At 64.7% G+C, this 18089-nt stretch carries 13 protein-coding genes; 7 read left to right on the top strand and 6 right to left on the bottom strand.

All coding sequences use genetic code 11. The features are described from left to right. Positions 1–7: 7 nt before the first annotated feature. Positions 8–1396 carry a cytochrome c oxidase accessory protein CcoG gene (ccoG, locus tag JKV55_RS11980; protein WP_202085648.1) on the top strand — a complete coding sequence of 463 codons (1389 nt, stop codon included), beginning with the start codon at positions 8–10 and terminating at the stop codon, positions 1394–1396. 271 nt (positions 1397–1667) lie between these two features. Here ccoG and JKV55_RS11975 read toward each other — a convergent pair whose 3' ends face one another. From JKV55_RS11975 to betI, 4 genes are all read right to left on the bottom strand, one after another. Continuing rightward, a complete protein-coding gene (locus JKV55_RS11975) occupies positions 1668–1934 on the bottom strand; it encodes a DksA/TraR family C4-type zinc finger protein (protein ID WP_202085638.1) in 267 nt (88 codons plus the stop codon). An 83-nt stretch (positions 1935–2017) separates the two neighbouring features. Further along, entirely contained in the window at positions 2018–3700 is a 1683-nt protein-coding gene (gene betA / locus JKV55_RS11970; RefSeq protein ID WP_202085637.1) for a choline dehydrogenase, read from the bottom strand. Between the two features lie 18 nt (positions 3701–3718). Next, on the bottom strand, positions 3719–5182 hold the full coding sequence (gene betB, locus JKV55_RS11965; protein WP_202085632.1) for a betaine-aldehyde dehydrogenase: 1464 nt from the start codon (positions 5180–5182) through the stop codon (positions 3719–3721). Beyond that, positions 5173–5775, bottom strand: coding sequence for a transcriptional regulator BetI (gene betI, locus JKV55_RS11960; RefSeq protein WP_202085630.1), 603 nt, complete (start codon positions 5773–5775; stop codon positions 5173–5175). Before betI ends, betB begins: the two co-directional genes overlap by 10 nt. Positions 5776–6190: 415 nt before the next feature. Here betI and fdhA point away from each other — a divergent pair, with 415 nt between their 5' ends. The 5 genes from fdhA (at position 6191) to fdhD (ending at position 13347) form a co-directional block, all read left to right on the top strand. Continuing rightward, on the top strand, positions 6191–7390 hold the full coding sequence (fdhA, locus tag JKV55_RS11955) for a formaldehyde dehydrogenase, glutathione-independent (RefSeq protein ID WP_237332836.1): 1200 nt from the start codon (positions 6191–6193) through the stop codon (positions 7388–7390). Positions 7391–7660: 270 nt separating this feature from the next. Then, on the top strand, positions 7661–8152 hold the full coding sequence (locus JKV55_RS11950; protein ID WP_202085628.1) for a formate dehydrogenase subunit gamma: 492 nt from the start codon (positions 7661–7663) through the stop codon (positions 8150–8152). Then, positions 8152–9693 (top strand): formate dehydrogenase beta subunit, encoded by a 1542-nt coding sequence (locus JKV55_RS11945; RefSeq protein ID WP_202085611.1) that lies wholly within the window; start codon positions 8152–8154, stop codon positions 9691–9693. Before JKV55_RS11950 ends, JKV55_RS11945 begins: the two co-directional genes overlap by 1 nt. Next, positions 9693–12542, top strand: coding sequence for a formate dehydrogenase subunit alpha (gene fdhF / locus JKV55_RS11940; protein WP_202085609.1), 2850 nt, complete (start codon positions 9693–9695; stop codon positions 12540–12542). The genes JKV55_RS11945 and fdhF overlap by 1 nt, the downstream gene beginning before the upstream one ends. Positions 12543–12555: 13 nt before the next feature. Further along, a complete protein-coding gene (fdhD, locus tag JKV55_RS11935; RefSeq protein ID WP_202085607.1) occupies positions 12556–13347 on the top strand; it encodes a formate dehydrogenase accessory sulfurtransferase FdhD in 792 nt (263 codons plus the stop codon). A gap of 319 nt (positions 13348–13666) precedes the next feature. On the opposite strand, the gene JKV55_RS11930 is transcribed toward fdhD, so the two are convergent. Next, positions 13667–14731 carry an HAD family hydrolase gene (locus JKV55_RS11930; protein ID WP_237332834.1) on the bottom strand — a complete coding sequence of 355 codons (1065 nt, stop codon included), beginning with the start codon at positions 14729–14731 and terminating at the stop codon, positions 13667–13669. A 383-nt stretch (positions 14732–15114) separates the two neighbouring features. Here JKV55_RS11930 and JKV55_RS11925 point away from each other — a divergent pair, with 383 nt between their 5' ends. Next, a complete protein-coding gene (locus JKV55_RS11925) occupies positions 15115–16272 on the top strand; it encodes a BCCT family transporter (protein ID WP_202085599.1) in 1158 nt (385 codons plus the stop codon). 527 nt (positions 16273–16799) lie between these two features. On the opposite strand, the gene gbcB is transcribed toward JKV55_RS11925, so the two are convergent. Beyond that, positions 16800–17903, bottom strand: a complete 1104-nt coding sequence (gene gbcB, locus JKV55_RS11920; protein ID WP_202085597.1) for a glycine betaine monooxygenase reductase subunit — start codon at positions 17901–17903, stop codon at positions 16800–16802. Between the last annotated feature and the right edge of the window lie 186 nt (positions 17904–18089).

The raw sequence follows: 18089 nt of genomic DNA, 5'->3' as shown, positions 1-18089 counted from the left end.
GAGCCTTATGGATACTTCTTCCCGGATTGACGTCAAGACCTGTACCACGCCCGTACGGCCCATCGACCAGGGCCATGTCTATGTGCGCGCCCAGCAAGGACGCTGGCAGCGCTGGCGTCAACGCCTGGGCTGGGCGCTGATGCTGCTGTTCCTGGCCGGCCCCTGGCTGCGCTGGAACGGCCGGCAGGCGATCTGGCTGGATCTGGAGCAACAGCGTTTTTACCTGTTCGGCGCCACCATCTGGCCCCAGGATCTGACCCTGCTGGCGCTGCTGCTGATGGTGGCGGCTTTCGCCCTGTTCTTCGTCACCGCCTTGCTGGGGCGAGTCTGGTGCGGTTACCTCTGCCCGCAGACGGTATGGACCTTCTGGTTTATCTGGGTGGAGGAACGGTTCGAGGGCAGCGCCAACCAGCGCCGCCGGTTGGACCAGGCCGCCTGGAGCCCGGCCAAGCTGGCCCGCAAGGGCGGCAAGCACCTGGCCTGGCTGCTGATCGCCCTGCTGAGCGGCGTGACCTTTGTCGCCTATTTCGTGCCGGCGACCGAGCTGGCCAGCGGCCTGCTGGCGTTCTCCGCCGGCCCCTGGGCCAGCTTCTGGGTGTTGTTCTTCACCCTGTGCACCTACCTCAACGCGGGCTGGATGCGCACCATAATGTGCACCCATATGTGTCCCTATTCCCGCTTCCAGTCGGCCATGTTCGACCGGGATACCCTGACCGTAACCTACGACGCCAAGCGGGGCGAAAGCCGGGGGCCGCGCGCCCGCAAGGCCGACCCGAAACAGTTGGGGCTGGGGGACTGCATCGACTGCCAGCTCTGCGTGCAGGTCTGCCCCACCGGTATCGACATCCGTGACGGCCTGCAGTACGAGTGCATCAACTGCGGTGCCTGTGCGGATGCCTGCGACCAGACCATGAGCGGCATGGGCTATGCCCCCGGGCTTATCCGCTACGCCAGCGAACGGGAGCTGGCCGGGGGCCAGAGCTGGCTGCGGCGGCCCCGGCTGCTGGGCTACGGCCTGATGATGGGCCTCGCGCTGGGGCTGCTGGCCTACGCCGTATTGAGCCGCCCGCCACTGGCGCTGGACGTGTTGCGGGATCGCAACCAGCTGTACCGGGAAACGGCCGAAGGGCGGGTGGAGAACAGCTATACCCTCAAGCTGGCCAACAAGACCCAGCAGCATCGGCACTACCAATTGCGGGTGGAAGGCGCGGACGGCCTGGACTGGATGGGCGAGCAGGAGATAGCGGTGGCGCCCGGCGAAAGCCTGAGCCTGCCGGTCAGCCTGGCCGCCGACCCTTACCTGCTGCCCGGCCATATGCAGGCGGTGACCTTCGTGGCCGGCGACGGCCAGGCCGAGGTGCGCACCGAAAGCCGGTTCTTTAGCGGGGGCAGGTGAGGGGAGGCAACAAAAGGGCCCAGCGGGCCTTCAGCTTGATGGCAAAGTCCATCAGCTGATTTTTCGCCAGATATTTCCCTTTATCAATGCGGTTAAACTGCCGTCATCTCCGCGAAGGCGGAGATCCATGAAATATTGCACGGGACTCCCGCCTGCGCGGGAGTGACGTTTACTCCGTCTTGCCCGCGCAGGCGGGCATCCAGGGCAGGGTGCACCGGTCCGGGCCACGGTGCCGGGTCTGCAGACCCGCATGGACTCCCGACTTGGCGGCTCAGCGTAGCAGGCTGTCCTTGCTGGCGCGGCGGTTGATGCCGTCACCACCCTGACGTGATTTTTCCTGACCGGCCTGGCAGTCGATGCACAGACGCACTCCCGGCACCGCCCGGCGCCGGGCCTCGGGAATGGGGGCGTCGCATTCCTCGCAGTGGCTCAGGCTGTCGCCGGCAGCGAGCCGACGTCGGGCATTTTGCACCGCCTCTTCCACACTGGCGTCTATCTGCTCCTGCACGGCACCGTCCCGTGCCCATCCTCCGGCCATGGTGTTTCCCCCCGTTCTTGCTGGACTCTGCGCCATCTTGGCACCGGCTACCCGGCGGTGCTGTGCGCCGGGTAGCAAAAACGTCAGTCCAGCACCCGGGACGGTTTGCCCGCCCGCTGGCGGCGTTGCCACTCTTGGTCCATGCCCACCTCGGCGGTGGAGGGAGCCAGTGGCGCCTTGCCCCGGATCAGATCCGCGGCCCGCTCCGCCGCCATGATGGTGGGGGCGTTGAGGTTGCCGTTGGGAATGGTGGGGAAGATGGAGGAGTCCACCACCCGCAGGCCCTTGATGCCGCGCACTTTGGCTTCCGGGTCCACCACCGCCAGCGGGTCTGTACCCATGCGGCAGGAGCAGGAGGGATGGTAGGCGCTTTCCACCGACTGGCGCACGAAGGCGTCGATCTCCTCGTCCGTCCTGACCTGCTCGCCGGGCTGGATTTCCGCGTCCCGGTAGGGATCCATCGCCGGCTGGTTGATGATCTCCCGGGTCAGGCGCACGCAGGCGCGAAAGCCCTCGCGGTCTTCCTCGTGCTCCAGGTAGTTGAAGCGGATGCGCGGCGCGGCCTTGGGGTCGGCGCTGGCCACCTTCACGAAACCCCTGCTCTTCGGCTTGTTGTGGCCGATATGCACCTGGAAGCCGTGGCCGTCGAAGGCTTCCTTGCCGTCGTAGCGCATGGCGGCGGGCAGGAAGTGGTACTGCAGATCGGGCCACTCCACCCCGGCCTTGGAGCGGATAAAGCCGCAGGACTCGAAGTGGTTGGTGGCACCCAGGCCGTCCTTCTTCAGCAGCCAGCGGCTGCCGATCAGGAACTTGTTCCACAGGTCCAGCTTGCCGTTGAGCGAAATGGGCTGCTTGCAGCGGAACTGGAAGTAGAACTCCAGGTGGTCCTGCAGGTTTTCGCCCACCCCGGGCAGCTCGTGCCTGAGCTCGATGCCGGCCGCGGCCAGGGTCTCTTTGGCGCCGATGCCGGAGAGCTGCAGCAGGTGCGGCGAGCCGATGGGGCCGGCGCTGAGGATGACCTCCTTGCTCACCCGCACCTCCTGCACCTGGCCGTTGCGCTCATAGCGCACGCCCACCGCCCGCTTGCCGTCCAGCAGCACCCTGTGCACCAGGGCGTGGGTGACCACGGTCAGGTTGGGGCGGCTCATGGCCGGGCGCAGGTAGGCGTTGGCGGTGGACCAGCGCACGCCGTTCTTTACCGTCATGTGCATGGGGCCGAAGCCCTCCTGCTGGCGGCCGTTGTAGTCGGCGGTGTGGAAGTAGCCGGCTTCCACCCCGGCGTCCACAAAGGCCTGGTACAGGGGGTTTTGCATCCGGTTGCCGTTGTTGACCCCGAGCGGCCCCTGGTCGCCGCGGTAGTCGTCGCCGCCGAAGGCCCAGCTTTCGGCCTTCTTGAAATAGGGCAGGCAGTGGGCGTAGTCCCAGCCCTCGGCGCCGTGCTGTTGCCATTCGTCGAAGTCGCGGGCGTGGCCGCGCACATAGACCATGCCGTTGATGGAGGAAGAGCCGCCCAGCACCTTGCCGCGCGGGCAGTGCATGCGACGGTTATCCAGGAAGGGCTCGGGCTCGGTCTCGAACTGCCAGGCGTACTTCTTGGTGTTCATGGGGATGGACAGGGCGGTGGGCATCTGGATGAAGATGCTCTTGTCGCTGCCGCCGGTTTCCAGCAGCAGCACCTTGTGCTGGCCGTCCTCGGTGAGGCGGTTGGCCAGCACGCAGCCGGCGGAGCCCGCGCCCACGATGATATAGTCGAATACGTTATCCATTGCGTTACCTCGCGGCCCTTAAAACGGGCTTTCCAGCTTGTTCATGCCCACGTACACCGCTTTCAGCTGGGTGTAGTGATTCAGGGTGGCCAGGCCGTTTTCCCGGCCGATGCCGGACAGCTTGTAGCCGCCCACCGGCATCTCGGCGGGGGAGGCACCGTAGGCGTTGATCCAGCAGATGCCCGCCTGCAGCCGGTGGATGACCCGGTGCGCCCGGCGGATGTCCTTGGTGAAGACGCCGGCGGCCAGGCCGGTATCGGTGTCGTTGGCGCGTGCCACCACGTCGTCCTCGTCCTCGAAGGTCAGCACCGACATCACCGGGCCGAAGATCTCCTCCCGGCAGATGGTCATCTCGTCGCGGCAATCGGTGAAGATGGTGGGCGCCACAAAGTAGCCGTTGGGGGCCGAGGCCGGACGCAGGGCTTCGCCGCCGTGGGCGAGGGTGGCGCCTTCTTCCACGCCCTTCTGGATATAGCCCAGCACCTTGTCGTAGTGGGCCTTGGAGATCAGGGCGCCGAAGTTGGTGGCCGGATCCAGCGGGTCGCCGGCCACAATGTTGTTGCGGGTACGCGCCAGCAGCCGCTCCATAAAGGCCGGGTAGATGTCGTTATGCACGAACACCCGGGTGCCGTTGGTGCAGATCTCGCCCTGGGTGTAGAAGTTGCCGAGCATGGCGGCGGAAACGGCGTCGTCCAGATCCGCGTCGTCGAAGATGATCAGCGGCGACTTGCCGCCCAGCTCCATGGTCACTTCCTTCAGCGTACCGGCGGCGGCGGCCATCACCTTCTTGCCGGTGCCCACCTCGCCGGTGAAGGACACCTTGGCGATGTCCGGGTGCTGGGTCAGCCAGGCACCCACGGCGCCGTCGCCCTGCACCACGTTGAACACCCCGGCGGGCACCCCGGCCTCGATAAAGATTTCGGCCAACTTGAGCGCCCCCAGGGGGGTCTCTTCCGAGGGCTTGAAGATCATGGCGTTGCCGCAGGCCAGCGCCGGGGCGGCCTTCCAGCAGGCAATCTGCAGCGGATAGTTCCAGGCGCCGATACCGGCACAGATGCCGAGCGGCTCCCGGCGGGTGTAGTAGAAATCGCCGCCCAGGCTCTGCTGGTTGCCCTCGATGGCCGGGGCCAGCCCGGCGAAGAACTCGATGCTGTCGGCGCCGGTGACTACGTCCACCACCGAGGCTTCCTGCCAGGGTTTGCCGGTGTCCAGCACCTCGATGCGGGCCAGTTCGTCGTTGCGCTCGCGCAGCAGGGCCACGGCCCTTTGCAGGATGCGGGCCCGCTCCATGCCGGTCATGGCAGACCACAGCGCGAAGCCGCGCCGGGCGGAGGCGATGGCCTGCTCCTTGATCAGTTCGTCGGCCACTTCCACTTCATAGATGACCTCGCCGGTGGCGGGGTTGACCACCGCGAAGGTGTCGCCGGACTCGTTGGCCACATAGCGGCCGTCGATAAAATTCTGGTATATCGTCAATGACATGCGTTCACTCCATGTTGCCGTAGCAGATCCGTGATGAATTTCTTGCACAGCTGTTCGCCTTCCCGGAAGTCCCGGTCCGGCTCGGTGCTGAGCGCGCTGCGCAGCCAGAAGCCGTCGATCAGGGCGGCGGTCTGGCGGGCGGCAATCTTTGCCTGCTCCGGCCCCAGCAGGGGGCGGAAGGAATAGCGCAGGTTGCTGATCAGCCGCTGGCTGTTCACCTGTTGCAGCCGGGCCAGGCGCGGGTCGTGCATGGCCTGGGCCCAGAAGCTCAGCCACGACTTGGTGGCCGGGCGCGAGCGCTGGAACTCGGTGAAGTTGGCTTCCACTATCCGCAGCAGCCGCTGCTGCGGGGCGATGTCGGCGCAGGCGCGGCTGAGCAGCGCCTGCTTCAGCTCCTCCAGCAACTGCCGGACGGTCGCCTCAATCAGCTCCTGCTTGCCGCCGAAGTAGTGGCTGATGATGCCCGACGACATCCCCGCCAGCCGGCTGATGCTGTTGATGGTGGTGTTCTGCAGGCCGTACTCGGCCACCGAGGCCAGGGTGGCGTCGATCAGCTGTTTCCTGCGGGTATCCTTGATTCCGGTAATAGGCATAATTTTTTATTAATTGAACGTTCAATAAAAATAAGCCTAGGGACAGTTTGCGAAATGATCAAGCGAAATCTGCCGACGAAGTGAGCAGACCAGTCACCCGGGGCGCCTGTTTTCCCGGTGTCGCGCCGCGATAATAGGCTTTCTTAATGCAGCCATTAATTAATACAATTTTAACATTATGCCATTCAGCCCTAGTCTGGCGGTGGGAGCCGGCCGGAGCAAGGACCGGGGTTACCATGCTGTTAACGACCTTGATGTCTTGTTTTGATAAGTGGGTGTCTTAATCAGCAATGTTGCAAAAGGGTTTCGGAAGTCTACTGGGAGCCTGCCGGAGGAGGGGATATGACTTCCCGGCTCGCCACGTTCCGGCCCGGCGCCGGGGCGTCAAACCCGTCAAGCAAGAAGGATGCTGAACATGTGTGCGATACACGGTAACAGGGGTGTGGTTTACACCGGTCCCGGCAAGGTCGAGGTCCAGTCCATCGCCTTCCCCGAGCTGTCTCTGGGCAACAGGGCCTGCCACCACGGGGTGATCCTCAAGGTGGTGTCCACCAACATCTGCGGCAGCGACCAGCACATGGTGCGCGGCCGTACCACGGCGCCCTCCGGCCTGGTGCTGGGCCACGAGATCACCGGCCAGATCATCGAATGCGGCCGCGACGTGGAATTCCTCAAGGTGGGCGACATCGTCTCGGTGCCCTTCAACATCGCCTGCGGCCGTTGCCGCAACTGCAAGGAAGGCAAGACCGGCATCTGCCTGAACGTGAACCCGGCCCGCCCCGGCGCCGCCTACGGCTACGTGGACATGGGCGGCTGGGTCGGCGGCCAGTCCGAATACGTGATGGTGCCCTACGCCGACTTCAACCTGCTGAAGTTCCCGGATCCCAACCAGGCCCTGGAGAAAATCCGCGATCTCACCCTGCTGTCGGACATCTTCCCCACCGGTTTCCACGGCTGCGTCACCGCCGGCGTCGGCCCGGGCTCCACCGTCTACATCGCCGGTGCCGGCCCCGTGGGCCTGGCCGCGGCCGCGTCCGCCCAGTTGCTGGGCGCCGCCTGCGTGATCGTCGGCGACATGAACCCGGATCGCCTGGCCCAGGCCCGCAGCTTCGGCTGCGAGACCATCGACCTGCGCGAAGACGGCTCCATGGAAGACAAGCTGGAAGCCATCCTCGGCGAGCGGGAAGTGGACGCCTTCGTCGACTGTGTCGGCTTCGAGGCCCATGCCTGCGGCTGCAACCATGGCAAGGAGGCACCGGCCACCGTGCTCAACTCGGCCATGCAGCTGACCCGGGCTGGCGGCCAGATCGGCATTCCCGGCCTGTACGTCACCGAGGATCCGGGTGCGGCGGACGAGGCGGCCCGGGAGGGTGCGCTCAGCATGCGCTTCGGGCTGGGTTGGGCCAAGTCCCACTCCTTCCACACCGGCCAGTGCCCGGTGATGAAGTATCACCGCCCCCTGATGCAGGCCATACTGTTCGATAAGGTCCAGATCGCCAAGGCGGTGAACGTGCAGGTGATTACCCTGGATCAGGCGGTACAGGGCTACGCCGACTTCGACGGCGGCGTGGCGAAGAAATTCGTGATCGATCCCCACGGCATGGTCGCGGCCTGAGCCATAGGGTCCGTTTCAACGGGCCGCCCCGGCATCGGTGCCGGGGTTGGTTCGATGTAGGGTCCGTTTCAACGGACCGGCCAGTCGCCGGCGCCATGGTTGGTCCGATGTCGGGTCCACTTCAGTTGGACCATTGTGCAGCCGGCGCCGTGGTTTGGCCGACTGACGTCGACCCTACAAGGTCCGCCGCCGGGCCTGTTTCAAGGGACCATCCAATACCGCGGAGCGGGCCCTCCGCCCGACGTTTACTCGATATAGCAGGTTGATACTATGGAAGATAAGCAAACAGCAATGGACCATACCCTAGAGCAGCTGGTCGGCTCCCTCAAACACAAACCCGGCGCCCTGTTGCCTATCTTGCACAGTATCCAGGACCATTTCGGCTATATTCCCGAGGCCGCCACCCCCATCATCGTCCGCGAGCTGCGCATCACCGCTGCCGACGTACACGGGGTGGTGAGCTTCTACCATTACTTCCGCACCGAACAGCCGGGCCGGCACGTGGTGGAAATCTGCCGCGCCGAGGCCTGTCAGGCCCGCGGCGCCCGCGAGCTGGAGCGCCACGCCAAGGCCAGCCTGGGCATCGACTACCACCAGACCACTCCCGGCCGCGACATCACCCTGAAGGCGGTGTACTGCCTCGGCAACTGCGCCTGCGGCCCCTCGGTGCGGGTGGGCAAGCAGATCAAGGCGCGCATGACCCCGGCGAGATTCGACGCCCTGGTGAACGAGCTCACCACCTACAAACTGGAGCTGAACTGATGAGCCTGCGTATCTTTGTTCCCTACGAGACCACGGCCCTGTCGCTCGGTGCCGAGGAGGTGGCGACCCTTGTCCGGCGCGAGGCCGCTGCCCGCGGCCTCGACATCGAGCTGGTCCGCAACGGTTCCCGCGGCCTGTGCTGGCTGGAGCCCCTGGTGGAGGTGGACGACGGCCGCGGCCGCCGCGCCTTCGGCCCGGTGGCGCTGGAGGAGGTGGCCTCGCTGTTCGAGAGCGGCTTCGGTGACGACCATCCCCTGGCCCTGGGGCCGACCGAGGAAATCCCCTACCTCAAACGCCAGCAGCGGGTCACCTTCGCCCGCATCGGCGTCACCGATCCGGTGTCGCTGGCGGACTACCGGGAACTGGGCGGCTTCGACGGCCTGGCCAAGGCGGTGACCTGCACGCCCCAGCAACTGGTGGACATGGTCAAGGCCTCGGGCCTGCGCGGCCGGGGCGGGGCGGCCTTTCCCACCGGCATCAAGTGGCAGACGGTGCTGGACGCCAAAGGCGCGCAGAAATACATCGTCTGCAACGCCGACGAGGGCGACTCCGGCACCTTCGCCGACCGGCTGGTGATGGAGTCCGATCCCTACATGCTGATCGAGGGCATGATCATCGCGGGGCTCGCCGTGGGCGCCACCCAGGGCTATATCTACCTGCGCGAGGAATACCCCCTGGCCCATGAGCTGTTGAACACCGCCATCGAGCGGGCCCGGGCGGCCGGTTACCTGGGTGAGGACATCCTGGGCAGTGGCCGCGCCTTCGAGCTGGAAGTGCGGCTCGGCGCCGGCGCCTACATCTGCGGCGAGGAAACCTCCCTGCTCGAGAGCCTGGAAGGCAAGCGCGGCATGGTACGCGCCAAGCCACCGCTGCCGGCCATCGTCGGCCTGTTCGGCCAGCCCACGGTGGTGAACAACGTGCTGAGCTTCGCCGCTGTGCCCTCCATCCTGAGCGAGGGACCCGAGCATTACGCCAGTTTCGGCTATGAGCGCTCCAAGGGCACCCTGCCGTTCCAGTTGGCCGGCAACCTCAAACACGGCGGCCTGGTGGAGCTGGCCTTCGGCCATCGCCTGCGCGAACTGATAGAAGACTTCGGCGGCGGCACCGAGAGTGGCCGGCCGGTACGGGCGGTGCAGGTGGGCGGGCCGCTCGGCGCCTACCTGGCCCCCGAACAGTTCGACACCCTGCTCGACTACGAGGCCTTTGCCGCCATCGGCGCCGTGCTCGGCCACGGCGGGGTGGTGGTGTTCGACGAGTCGGTGAATATGGCCGAGCAGGCCCGTTTTTCCATGGAATTCTGCGTCGAGGAGTCCTGCGGCAAATGCACCCCCTGCCGCATCGGCGCCGTACGCGGAGTGGAGGTGATCGACCGCATCGTCGCCAACGACCGGCGCGAGGCCAACCTGGCCCTGCTGGAGGATCTGTGCGACACCATGATGCAGGGCTCGCTCTGCGCCATGGGCGGCATGACGCCCTTCCCGGTCAAGAGTGCATTGCAGTATTTTCCCGAAGATTTCCACCGCCAGGGAGGCGAAAGCTGATGGTTGAGCATTTTTATCCCGAAAAAGACCTGGGTACCCCGGCCGTCGAGTCGGCCACCCTGGTCACCCTGAACATCGACGGCGTCGAGGTGGCGGTGCCCGAAGGCACCTCGGTGATGCGCGCCGCGGCCCTGGTGGACATCAACATCCCCAAACTGTGCGCCAGTGACAACCTGGAAGCCTTCGGCTCCTGCCGGCTGTGCACGGTCGAGATCGAAGGACGGCGCGGCTATCACGCCTCCTGCACCACGCCGGTAACCGAGGGCATGGTGGTGCGCAGCCAGACCCGGGCCCTGGCCAAGCTGCGCCGCAATATCATGGAGCTCTATATCTCCGATCACCCGCTCGACTGCCTGACCTGCCCGGCCAACGGCGACTGCGAACTGCAGGACATGGCGGGCGACGTGGGCCTGCGCGAGGTGCGTTACGGCTTTGCCGGCGAGAACCACCTGTCGTTGGGCAAAGATGAGTCCAATCCTTATTTCACCTTCGACGCCAGCAAGTGCATCCTCTGCTCCCGCTGCGTGCGTGCCTGCGGCGAGGTGCAGGGCACCTTCGCCCTCACCATCCAGGGCCGGGGCTTCGACTCCCAGGTGTCCACCGGCAAGGGCACCGACTTCCTCGGCTCCGACTGTGTGTCCTGCGGCGCCTGCGTGCAAGCCTGCCCCACCGCCACCCTCACCGAGAAGTCGGTGATCGAGCAGGGCCAGCCCGAGCACAGCGTGGTGACCACCTGCGCCTACTGCGGCGTGGGCTGCTCCTTCAAGGCGGAGATGAAGGGCGACCAGTTGGTGCGCATGACTCCCTGGAAGGGCGGCCAGGCCAACCACGGCCACTCCTGCGTCAAGGGCCGCTTCGCCTTCGGCTACGCCACCCACAAGGACCGGCTGACCACGCCGATGATCCGCGACCATATCGACCAGCCCTGGCGGGAGGTGAGCTGGGACGAAGCCATCGGCTTCGCCGCCCGGCGCCTGCGCGAAGTTCAGGCCCAGCACGGTCGCCACAGCGTGGGCGGCATCACCTCTTCCCGCTGCACCAACGAGGAAACCTACCTGGTGCAGAAACTGGTGCGGGCGGCGCTCGGCAACAACAACACCGACACCTGCGCCCGGGTGTGCCACAGCCCCACCGGTTACGGCCTCAAGATGACCCTGGGCGAGTCGGCGGGCACCCAGGATTTCGATTCGGTGCTCAAGGCCGACTGCATCCTGGTGATCGGCGCCAACCCCACCGACGCCCACCCGGTGTTCGGTTCCCTGCTGCGCAAGCGGCTGCGCCAGGGCGCCCGGCTGATTGTGGCGGATCCGCGCTATATCGACCTGCTCGACAGCCCCCATACCGGAGCGGCCATCCACCTGCCGATCCGCCCGGGCACCAACGTGGCGCTGGTTAATGCCCTGGCCCATGTGATCGTGAGCGAGGGGCTGGAAGATCACGACTTTATCGTCGGCCGTTGCGCCCCCGAGGAATACCAGGCCTGGCGCGACTTCATCCTGGAGCCGCGCCACGCCCCCGAGGCGGTGGCGGACATCATCGGCGTGCCCGCCCGGCGTATCCGCGAAGCGGCGCTGCTCTACGGCGGGGCCGGTAACGGCGCCATCTACTACGGCCTGGGTGTCACCGAGCACAGCCAGGGCTCCACCACCGTCATGGGCATCGCCAACCTGGCCCTGGCCACCGGCAACATCGGCCGGCCCGGGGTGGGGGTGAACCCGCTGCGCGGCCAGAACAACGTGCAGGGCTCCTGCGACATGGGCTCCTTCCCGCACGAGTTGCCCGGCTACCAGCCGGTGAACGACGCCGCGGTGCGCGGACGCTTCGAGTCCGCCTGGGGCGCGACCCTGGATCCCGAGCCGGGCCTGCGCATTCCGCGCATGTTCGACGCCGCCATCGAAGGCAGCTTCAAGGCCATGTATGTGCAGGGGGAGGACATCGCCCAGTCGGATCCCAACACCCAGCACGTGGAGGCGGCGCTGCGCTCGCTGGAACTGCTGATCGTGCAGGATATTTTCCTCAACGAAACCGCCAAGTTCGCCCATGTGATCCTGCCCGGCGCCACCTTCCTCGAGAAGAACGGCACCTTCACCAACGCCGAGCGGCGCATCAACCGGGTGCGCAAGGTGATGACCCCCCTGGCGGGCAAGGAGGACTGGGAAGTGACCATGGACCTGTCCAACGCCCTGGGCTACCCCATGCACTACGATCACCCCTCCGAGATCATGGACGAGATCGCCGCCCTGACACCGTCCTTCACCGGCGTCAGCTACGACAAGCTGGAACGGCTCGGCAGCATCCAGTGGCCCTGCAACGCCGAGCATCCCGAGGGCATGCCGGTGATGCACGAAGAGCAGTTCCCCATCGGCCAGGCGCGAATGGTGGTGACCGAGTTCATTCCCACCACCGAGAAGGTGAGCGAGCGCTATCCGCTGCTGCTGACCACGGGGCGGATCCTCAGCCACTACAACGTGGGCGCCCAGACCCGGCGCACCGACAACAACGTCTGGCATGGCGAGGACGTGCTGGAAATACACCCCCACGACGCCGCCGCCCGTGGCATCGAGGACGGCCAGCCGGTGAGCATCGACAGCCGCACCGGGCGTACCGTGCTGAGTGCGCGGCACAGCACCCGCATGCAGCCGGGGGTGGTGTATACCACCTTCCACTTCCCGCACAGCGGGGCCAACGTGATCACCACCGACAACTCGGACTGGGCCACCAACTGCCCGGAATACAAGGTGACGGCGGTGCAGGTGACGGCCGAGGCGCCCCAGGCGCTGTCGGACTGGCAGCAACGCTTCTACGACTTCAATCGGGAGCAGCTGGCCCATGCCGGGCAGGGAGACTGAGGAGGACGAGCCCATGGCACAAGGTAAACCAAAAGCCTCGGCTCCCGAACCCGGCCTGGTGGAAGCCAGGGTAGGCCGCCTCAGCGGCGGCCAGGGCCATGACTGGGTGGCGGAAGAGGTGCCGGTGGCCCTGGTGTACAACGGCATCTCCCACGCGGTGATGATGGCAAGCCCCTTGGATCTGGAAGACTTTGCCCTGGGGTTCAGCCTGACCGAGGGCATCGTCGAGCGGCCTGGGCAGATCTACGGGGTGGAGGTCAACGCCGACCCCAAGGGCCTGCGGCTGGAGATAGAGCTGGCCGCCGAGCGCTTCTTCCGGCTCAAGGCCCGGCGGCGCAGCCTGAGTGGCCGTACCGGCTGCGGCCTGTGCGGCACCGAATCCCTGGCCGAGGCGGTGGCGCCGGTGTGCCCGGTCGGCCCGGGTCCGGTGCCGGCGCGGGCGATCATCGACCGCGCCTTTGCCGAGCTCCGTCACCAGCAGCCGCTCCATTACCAGAGCGGCGCCACCCACGCGGCGGCCGGGTTCGACGGGGAGGGGAAGCTGCTGGCGGCGCGGGAAGACGTGGGCCGGCACAACGCCCTCGACAAACTGGTGGGCGCCCTGGCGCGCCTCCAGGTCACACCGGCTTTCGTCATCGTCACCAGCCGGGCCAGCTATGAAATGGTGCACAAGTGCGCCGTGCTCGGCGCCGCCACCCTGGTGGCGGTATCGGCCCCCACCTCGCTCGCCATCGAGCAGGCCCGCGCCGCCGGGCTCAACCTTATCGGCTTCGCCCGCCAGGGCGACGGCGTTATCTATACCTGACCGGGACATGCCGATATCGCCCGGCATGTCTCGTAGGGTCGATTTCAATCGACCAACATCAGCATCGGCGCCGGGTTTTGGTCGAATAAATTCGACCCTACGACGGACGCCGGGTTGGCCGTAGGGTCCGTTTCAACGGACCAATCCCGCCACCGGCGCCGTGGTTCGGTCGAATAAATTCGACCCTACGGCGGACGCCGGGTTGGCCGTAGGGTCCGTTTCAACGGACCAATCCCGCCGCCGGCGCCGGGTTTTGGTCGAATAAATTCGACCCTACAGACGCCTCCATCCGTAGGGTCGAACTGCCTGTGAAGGTGGCTTACTGTTGGTGGATATCGTCCGGTTTAACGATAATCCAGTTCTTGTCCGCGTCGGCCGGCAGCCCCAGTCTGGCCTGGGTGGTGGCGGCGTCCTTCGCCCAGTCGGTGATGTGCTGGGTGTACTTGCTCTTGCGGTCCACCCACAGCCGGATGCCGCCCTTGTCCACGTCGGTGGCGTTCAGCAGCATGTAGCCGTCGGAGCCGGAGGTGTCGCCGGCCACCAGCACCGGTTTGCGCCACTGATCGATCCAGCCGATGATGCTGCCGAGCTTGCCTTCGTACCAGGTCATGGGGTTCATCAGGTAGGGGGTCAGCTCGAGCGGCAGGTTGGCCTCGGGGTCGTATTCCCCGGCCTTGATCTGCAGACGGGAAGTGGTCAGTTCGCCGGTCTCCCTGTTTTTCAGCAGCATGTTCACCCCGATAACGTTCTCCGGCTTGACGTTGTAGCCGTATTGGGGATCGCTCGCGATCATGCGCACGATTTCCTCGCTGGCCGCCGTCATCACGTACACCTCGATGCCGTTTTCCTGCAGCCGGTTATAGAGCTGCTGCATGCCGGCGAAGATCTTCGGCGGTCTGACATGGCCCTCGACCACCTGGTCGCCATCGTAATACTGGATGGGGATGGGCTCGCCATGGGCCATGACCTCGTCCACAAAGCCCTTGAGCTCGGCCAGGGTAAAACCGGAGAAGATCTGGGCCACCCAGGGGTAGCACACCAGATCGTCGATCTCGCACAGGCGGTAGTAGTAACTGTTCAGGCTTTCCTGGTGCTCCGCCGTGTCCTTGAAGGGGATGAGCTTGAGGGACGCGTCCATGGTCTCCCGGGTCAGCAGGCCTTTCATCTCCAGGTAGGGCAGCAAAGATTCTTCGATATCAAACTGATAGCTGGTGTTGTCCATGTCGAACACCGCATAGGCCCCCTGGTTGGCGTTGGCGGCGATCATGGCGTTTAGCTGGTGGGCAGCGTCCTGGGGCCAGTGGCTCAGGGCGGTTTCGGCCTGGGCGAAGAGGCTGGCGCTTGCCAGTAATGCTCCATAAATACAACGACTTATCCTTATCATCGGGTTCTCCTTCGGGTGGGTTGGCCGGGCTCGCTGGTCCGGACAAAACAGCCTAGGAGCGAAAATAGAACAGAATTTATCTCCAAACGACTCCTATTTATCTGATTATGACAAGCCTCTTTCGAACCCCGTTTTGGCTAGGGGACGAAGTTTTTTTGGCGCCATGTCGCATCCAGGTATTTTGGGGTCGCACTCATGGTGCAATGATGGAAGCATCGGCTTACATTTAGGGTTGATTGAACGTTCAATAAAAAGTCACCGGCAACAGGTGAACGACAAGCCTCCCCAGAGGGGCGACAACCATAACAAGGAATGGTGGATGGTCATGGTGCTAACGCACAACACGTTACGAGTGATGGAACCAATACAAGAGGAATGTATCCATGGAGATGGTGTTATCTGCTGCCATAATGCTGACGCTGGCAGCGTCGGTCTTTATTCTGCTGCGTTTCGGCAAGTTGCGCTGCAAGGGTGAAATGCCCACTTCGCTGTTCACCTTTATCGCTATTCTGTTTACCTCGGGCCTGGACGTGGGCCTAGTGATGTTCCCCCTGACCGAATTCCCGGTGTATGCCAGCGAGCCCGAATACGGCTTCGCCAATCCGCTCGCCATCGAGTTCGGCTTCTGGGGCTTTCTGGTGTGGATGTTCTACTTCCTGACCACCTTCTACTTCGTGCTGATCGAGCCCAGGCTCAAGTTGTTCGAAATCCCTTTCGTCAAACTTATCAATAACCTGGTGATTATCGGCACCTGTGCCTTCACCGGCTTCCTGTTCCTGAGCTACCTGCCCGACTATGTGGAAGGCATCACGCCCGCGGTGCGCTATGGCCTGGTGGCCCTGGTGGTGCTGTGCGCGGTCTGGTCCAGCTCGGACGTGCGCTACGTCAAGTTCCTGAGCGTGGCCTCCACCTGGCTGTTCCTGGCGTTGATCGGCACCATGTGGTGGAATTCGGGCGCCAGCCCGGCGGGCCTGGGCGGCACCATGGCCGGCATCGGCGAGTATTTCACCAACATCCATGAGTTTGTCACCCCGATCACCGATTACCACGCCTTCTACCTGTTCTGGTGGTTCTCCTGGAGCATTATGATCGGCCAGTTTGTAGCCCGCTTCGCCGGCGGCCTGCCGGCCTGGCAGCTGTGCATCGCCATGCTGGTGGTGCCTTCCATTCCCATCGCCATCTGGTTCTCGGTGCTCTACCTGCACTTCAGCGAGGCGATCGCCATCGGCGGCACCCTCAAGCTGGCGATGGTGGTGGTGGGGGTTATCTTCGTGATCAACTCCCTCGACTCCCTGATCCGCCTCTACACCAGCAACCTGAACCTGGAGCCGGGCCGGATCGGACTGCCGGCCTATGTGGCGGGCAACTGGGTGCTGATGTTCGGCCTGGTGCTGCTGTTCCAGTTCACCCCGCTCAAGATTGAGTGGGTGGGCACAGTGGTTATCTTCCTCTACGCCCTGATCGCCGGCCTGCTGTGGCAGCGGCGGGAACAGTGCAGCGGCCTGGGGCAAGGGGTAAAGGTGCCCGCCAAGGCCGGTTGAGGATTGGAAGGGTGTTACCAAAGGGTCGCTGCGGCGGCCCTTTTTGTATTTGGGGTAGCGAGGATGATCCGTTCGATTTGCTGAGTCTTATGGACTCCCGCCTGCGCGGGAGTGACGAAAGAGGCGCAGGAGTCGCGAAAGGGACGTGGAAGTCGCGAAAGAGGCGCGGGAGTAACACCAACACCGTCATGCCCGCGAAGGCGGGCATCCAGGGCAGGGAGCACCGGCCGGGACCACGGCGCCGGGCCGCAGACATGCATGGACTCCCGCCTGCGCGGGAGTGACGATAAGGGGCGCGGGAGTGACGATAAGGGGCGCGGGAGTGACGATAAGGGGCACGGGAGTGATGAAAAAGAGCGCGGGAGTAACACCAACACCGTCATGCCCGCGAAGGCGGGCATCCAGGGCGAGGGACACAGGCCGGGACCACGAATATTACCCAACGCAAAAAAGCCTGAGCCCTATTATTCGGCTCAGGCAAAGTGGATGGACCTAGTAAGATCCCCTCGACCAAGTAATCCGTTAACTCAAAACGCGACCTCCACGTCTCCGCTGGGCACGCTGCAGCAGCTCAGCACATAGCCGTCGGCGATGTCGTCGTCGGTGATGCCGCCGTTGTGCTCCATGGCCACCTCGCCCTTGGTCACCTTCACCTTGCAGGTGCCGCAGATGCCCATGCCGCAGGCCTTGGGAATATGCAGGCCCACCTGGGCGGCGGCGCTGTGCAGGGTTTCGCCGGGCAGTATGTCCACCTGCAGGTCGCTCTCCAGGAAGGAGACGGTCAGCCGCTCGGTGTGCTCCAGTTCTTCGGCCAGCTCCGAGGCCTCCTGGGCCATATGCTCCACGTCCTCGATAACATCCGCCGGGGTGGCGCCGAAGCTTTCCTCGTGGTAGCGGTCCATGTCGAAGCCGGCGTGCTGCAGCAGGTTGCGCACCGCCTTCATGTAGGGGCCCGGGCCGCAGCAGAACACTTCCCGCTCCATAAAGTCGGGGGCGATCAGGCTCAGCATGGCGCTGTTCAGGTAGCCCTTGTAGCCGCTCCAGGTTTCACCGATGTCGGTACGTTCGCAAATCAGGCTCAGGTGGATATTGTTCAGCCGCGAGTCCATGTGCTGCAACTCCCGGTAGTACACCAGATCCTTGGGCGTGCGGGCGCTGTGCACGAAATGGATGTCCACCTCGGCATTGGTGTCGAACCACCAGCGCGCCATCGACATCACCGGGGTGATGCCCACGCCGCCGGAGAGCAGCAACACCTTCTCGTTGGGAAAGTCGATGCAGTTGAAGTTGCCCACCGGGCCGTGCACCGCCAGGGCGTCGCCTTCCTTCAGGTTGTCGTGCAGCCAGTTGGACACCACACCGCCGGGCACCCGCTTGACGGTAATGGAAAAGCTGTAGGGCACCGACGGCGAGGAGGCGATGGTGTAGCTGCGCATCACCATCTGCTCATCGATTTCCAGCTCCAGGGTCACGAACTGACCGGGCTTGAAGAAAAACAGCAGCGGGCTTTCCGCGGTAAAGCAGAAGGTGCGTACGTCCCAGGTTTCCTGGATCACGCGTACGCAGCGCACCGGGTGGCGACCATTGCTCCAGGTCTGGGTATTGATGGGTGAAATAAAGTCCTGATTCATCGCTGTCCTCCGGTGGGGCCTGGGGAAGGGTCCCCGCTTTGTCCTTATGCTCGCATTCTTGAGCAGTTTGGCCCCGGGCGGTTGCTTAAAAACGACATGGAAATGTCCGCCAGCCCCGCTTCTGCTCAAGGGATAGGCGGCGCCGGGGCAGGGCGGGGGCGGGCAGGTCGGAAAACCCCCTCGGGC

It is taken from the genome of Zobellella iuensis, assembly GCF_016746085.1.
GTDB lineage: Bacteria > Pseudomonadota > Gammaproteobacteria > Enterobacterales > Aeromonadaceae > Oceanimonas > Oceanimonas iuensis.
This window is presented reverse-complemented; position numbering and strand designations above follow the sequence as displayed.

Coding starts and splice junctions, on each gene's coding strand:
- JKV55_RS11950 (WP_202085628.1), top strand. CDS start 7,661: ATGGAAGATAAGCAAACAGCAATGGACCATACCCTAGAGCAGCTGGTC.
- fdhD (WP_202085607.1), top strand. CDS start 12,556: ATGGCACAAGGTAAACCAAAAGCCTCGGCTCCCGAACCCGGCCTGGTG.
- JKV55_RS11975 (WP_202085638.1), bottom strand. CDS start 1,934: ATGGCCGGAGGATGGGCACGGGACGGTGCCGTGCAGGAGCAGATAGAC.
- betA (WP_202085637.1), bottom strand. CDS start 3,700: ATGGATAACGTATTCGACTATATCATCGTGGGCGCGGGCTCCGCCGGC.
- betI (WP_202085630.1), bottom strand. CDS start 5,775: ATGCCTATTACCGGAATCAAGGATACCCGCAGGAAACAGCTGATCGAC.
- JKV55_RS11925 (WP_202085599.1), top strand. CDS start 15,115: ATGGAGATGGTGTTATCTGCTGCCATAATGCTGACGCTGGCAGCGTCG.
- fdhF (WP_202085609.1), top strand. CDS start 9,693: ATGGTTGAGCATTTTTATCCCGAAAAAGACCTGGGTACCCCGGCCGTC.
- gbcB (WP_202085597.1), bottom strand. CDS start 17,903: ATGAATCAGGACTTTATTTCACCCATCAATACCCAGACCTGGAGCAAT.
- JKV55_RS11945 (WP_202085611.1), top strand. CDS start 8,152: ATGAGCCTGCGTATCTTTGTTCCCTACGAGACCACGGCCCTGTCGCTC.
- fdhA (WP_237332836.1), top strand. CDS start 6,191: ATGTGTGCGATACACGGTAACAGGGGTGTGGTTTACACCGGTCCCGGC.
- betB (WP_202085632.1), bottom strand. CDS start 5,182: ATGTCATTGACGATATACCAGAATTTTATCGACGGCCGCTATGTGGCC.
- JKV55_RS11930 (WP_237332834.1), bottom strand. CDS start 14,731: ATGATAAGGATAAGTCGTTGTATTTATGGAGCATTACTGGCAAGCGCC.
- ccoG (WP_202085648.1), top strand. CDS start 8: ATGGATACTTCTTCCCGGATTGACGTCAAGACCTGTACCACGCCCGTA.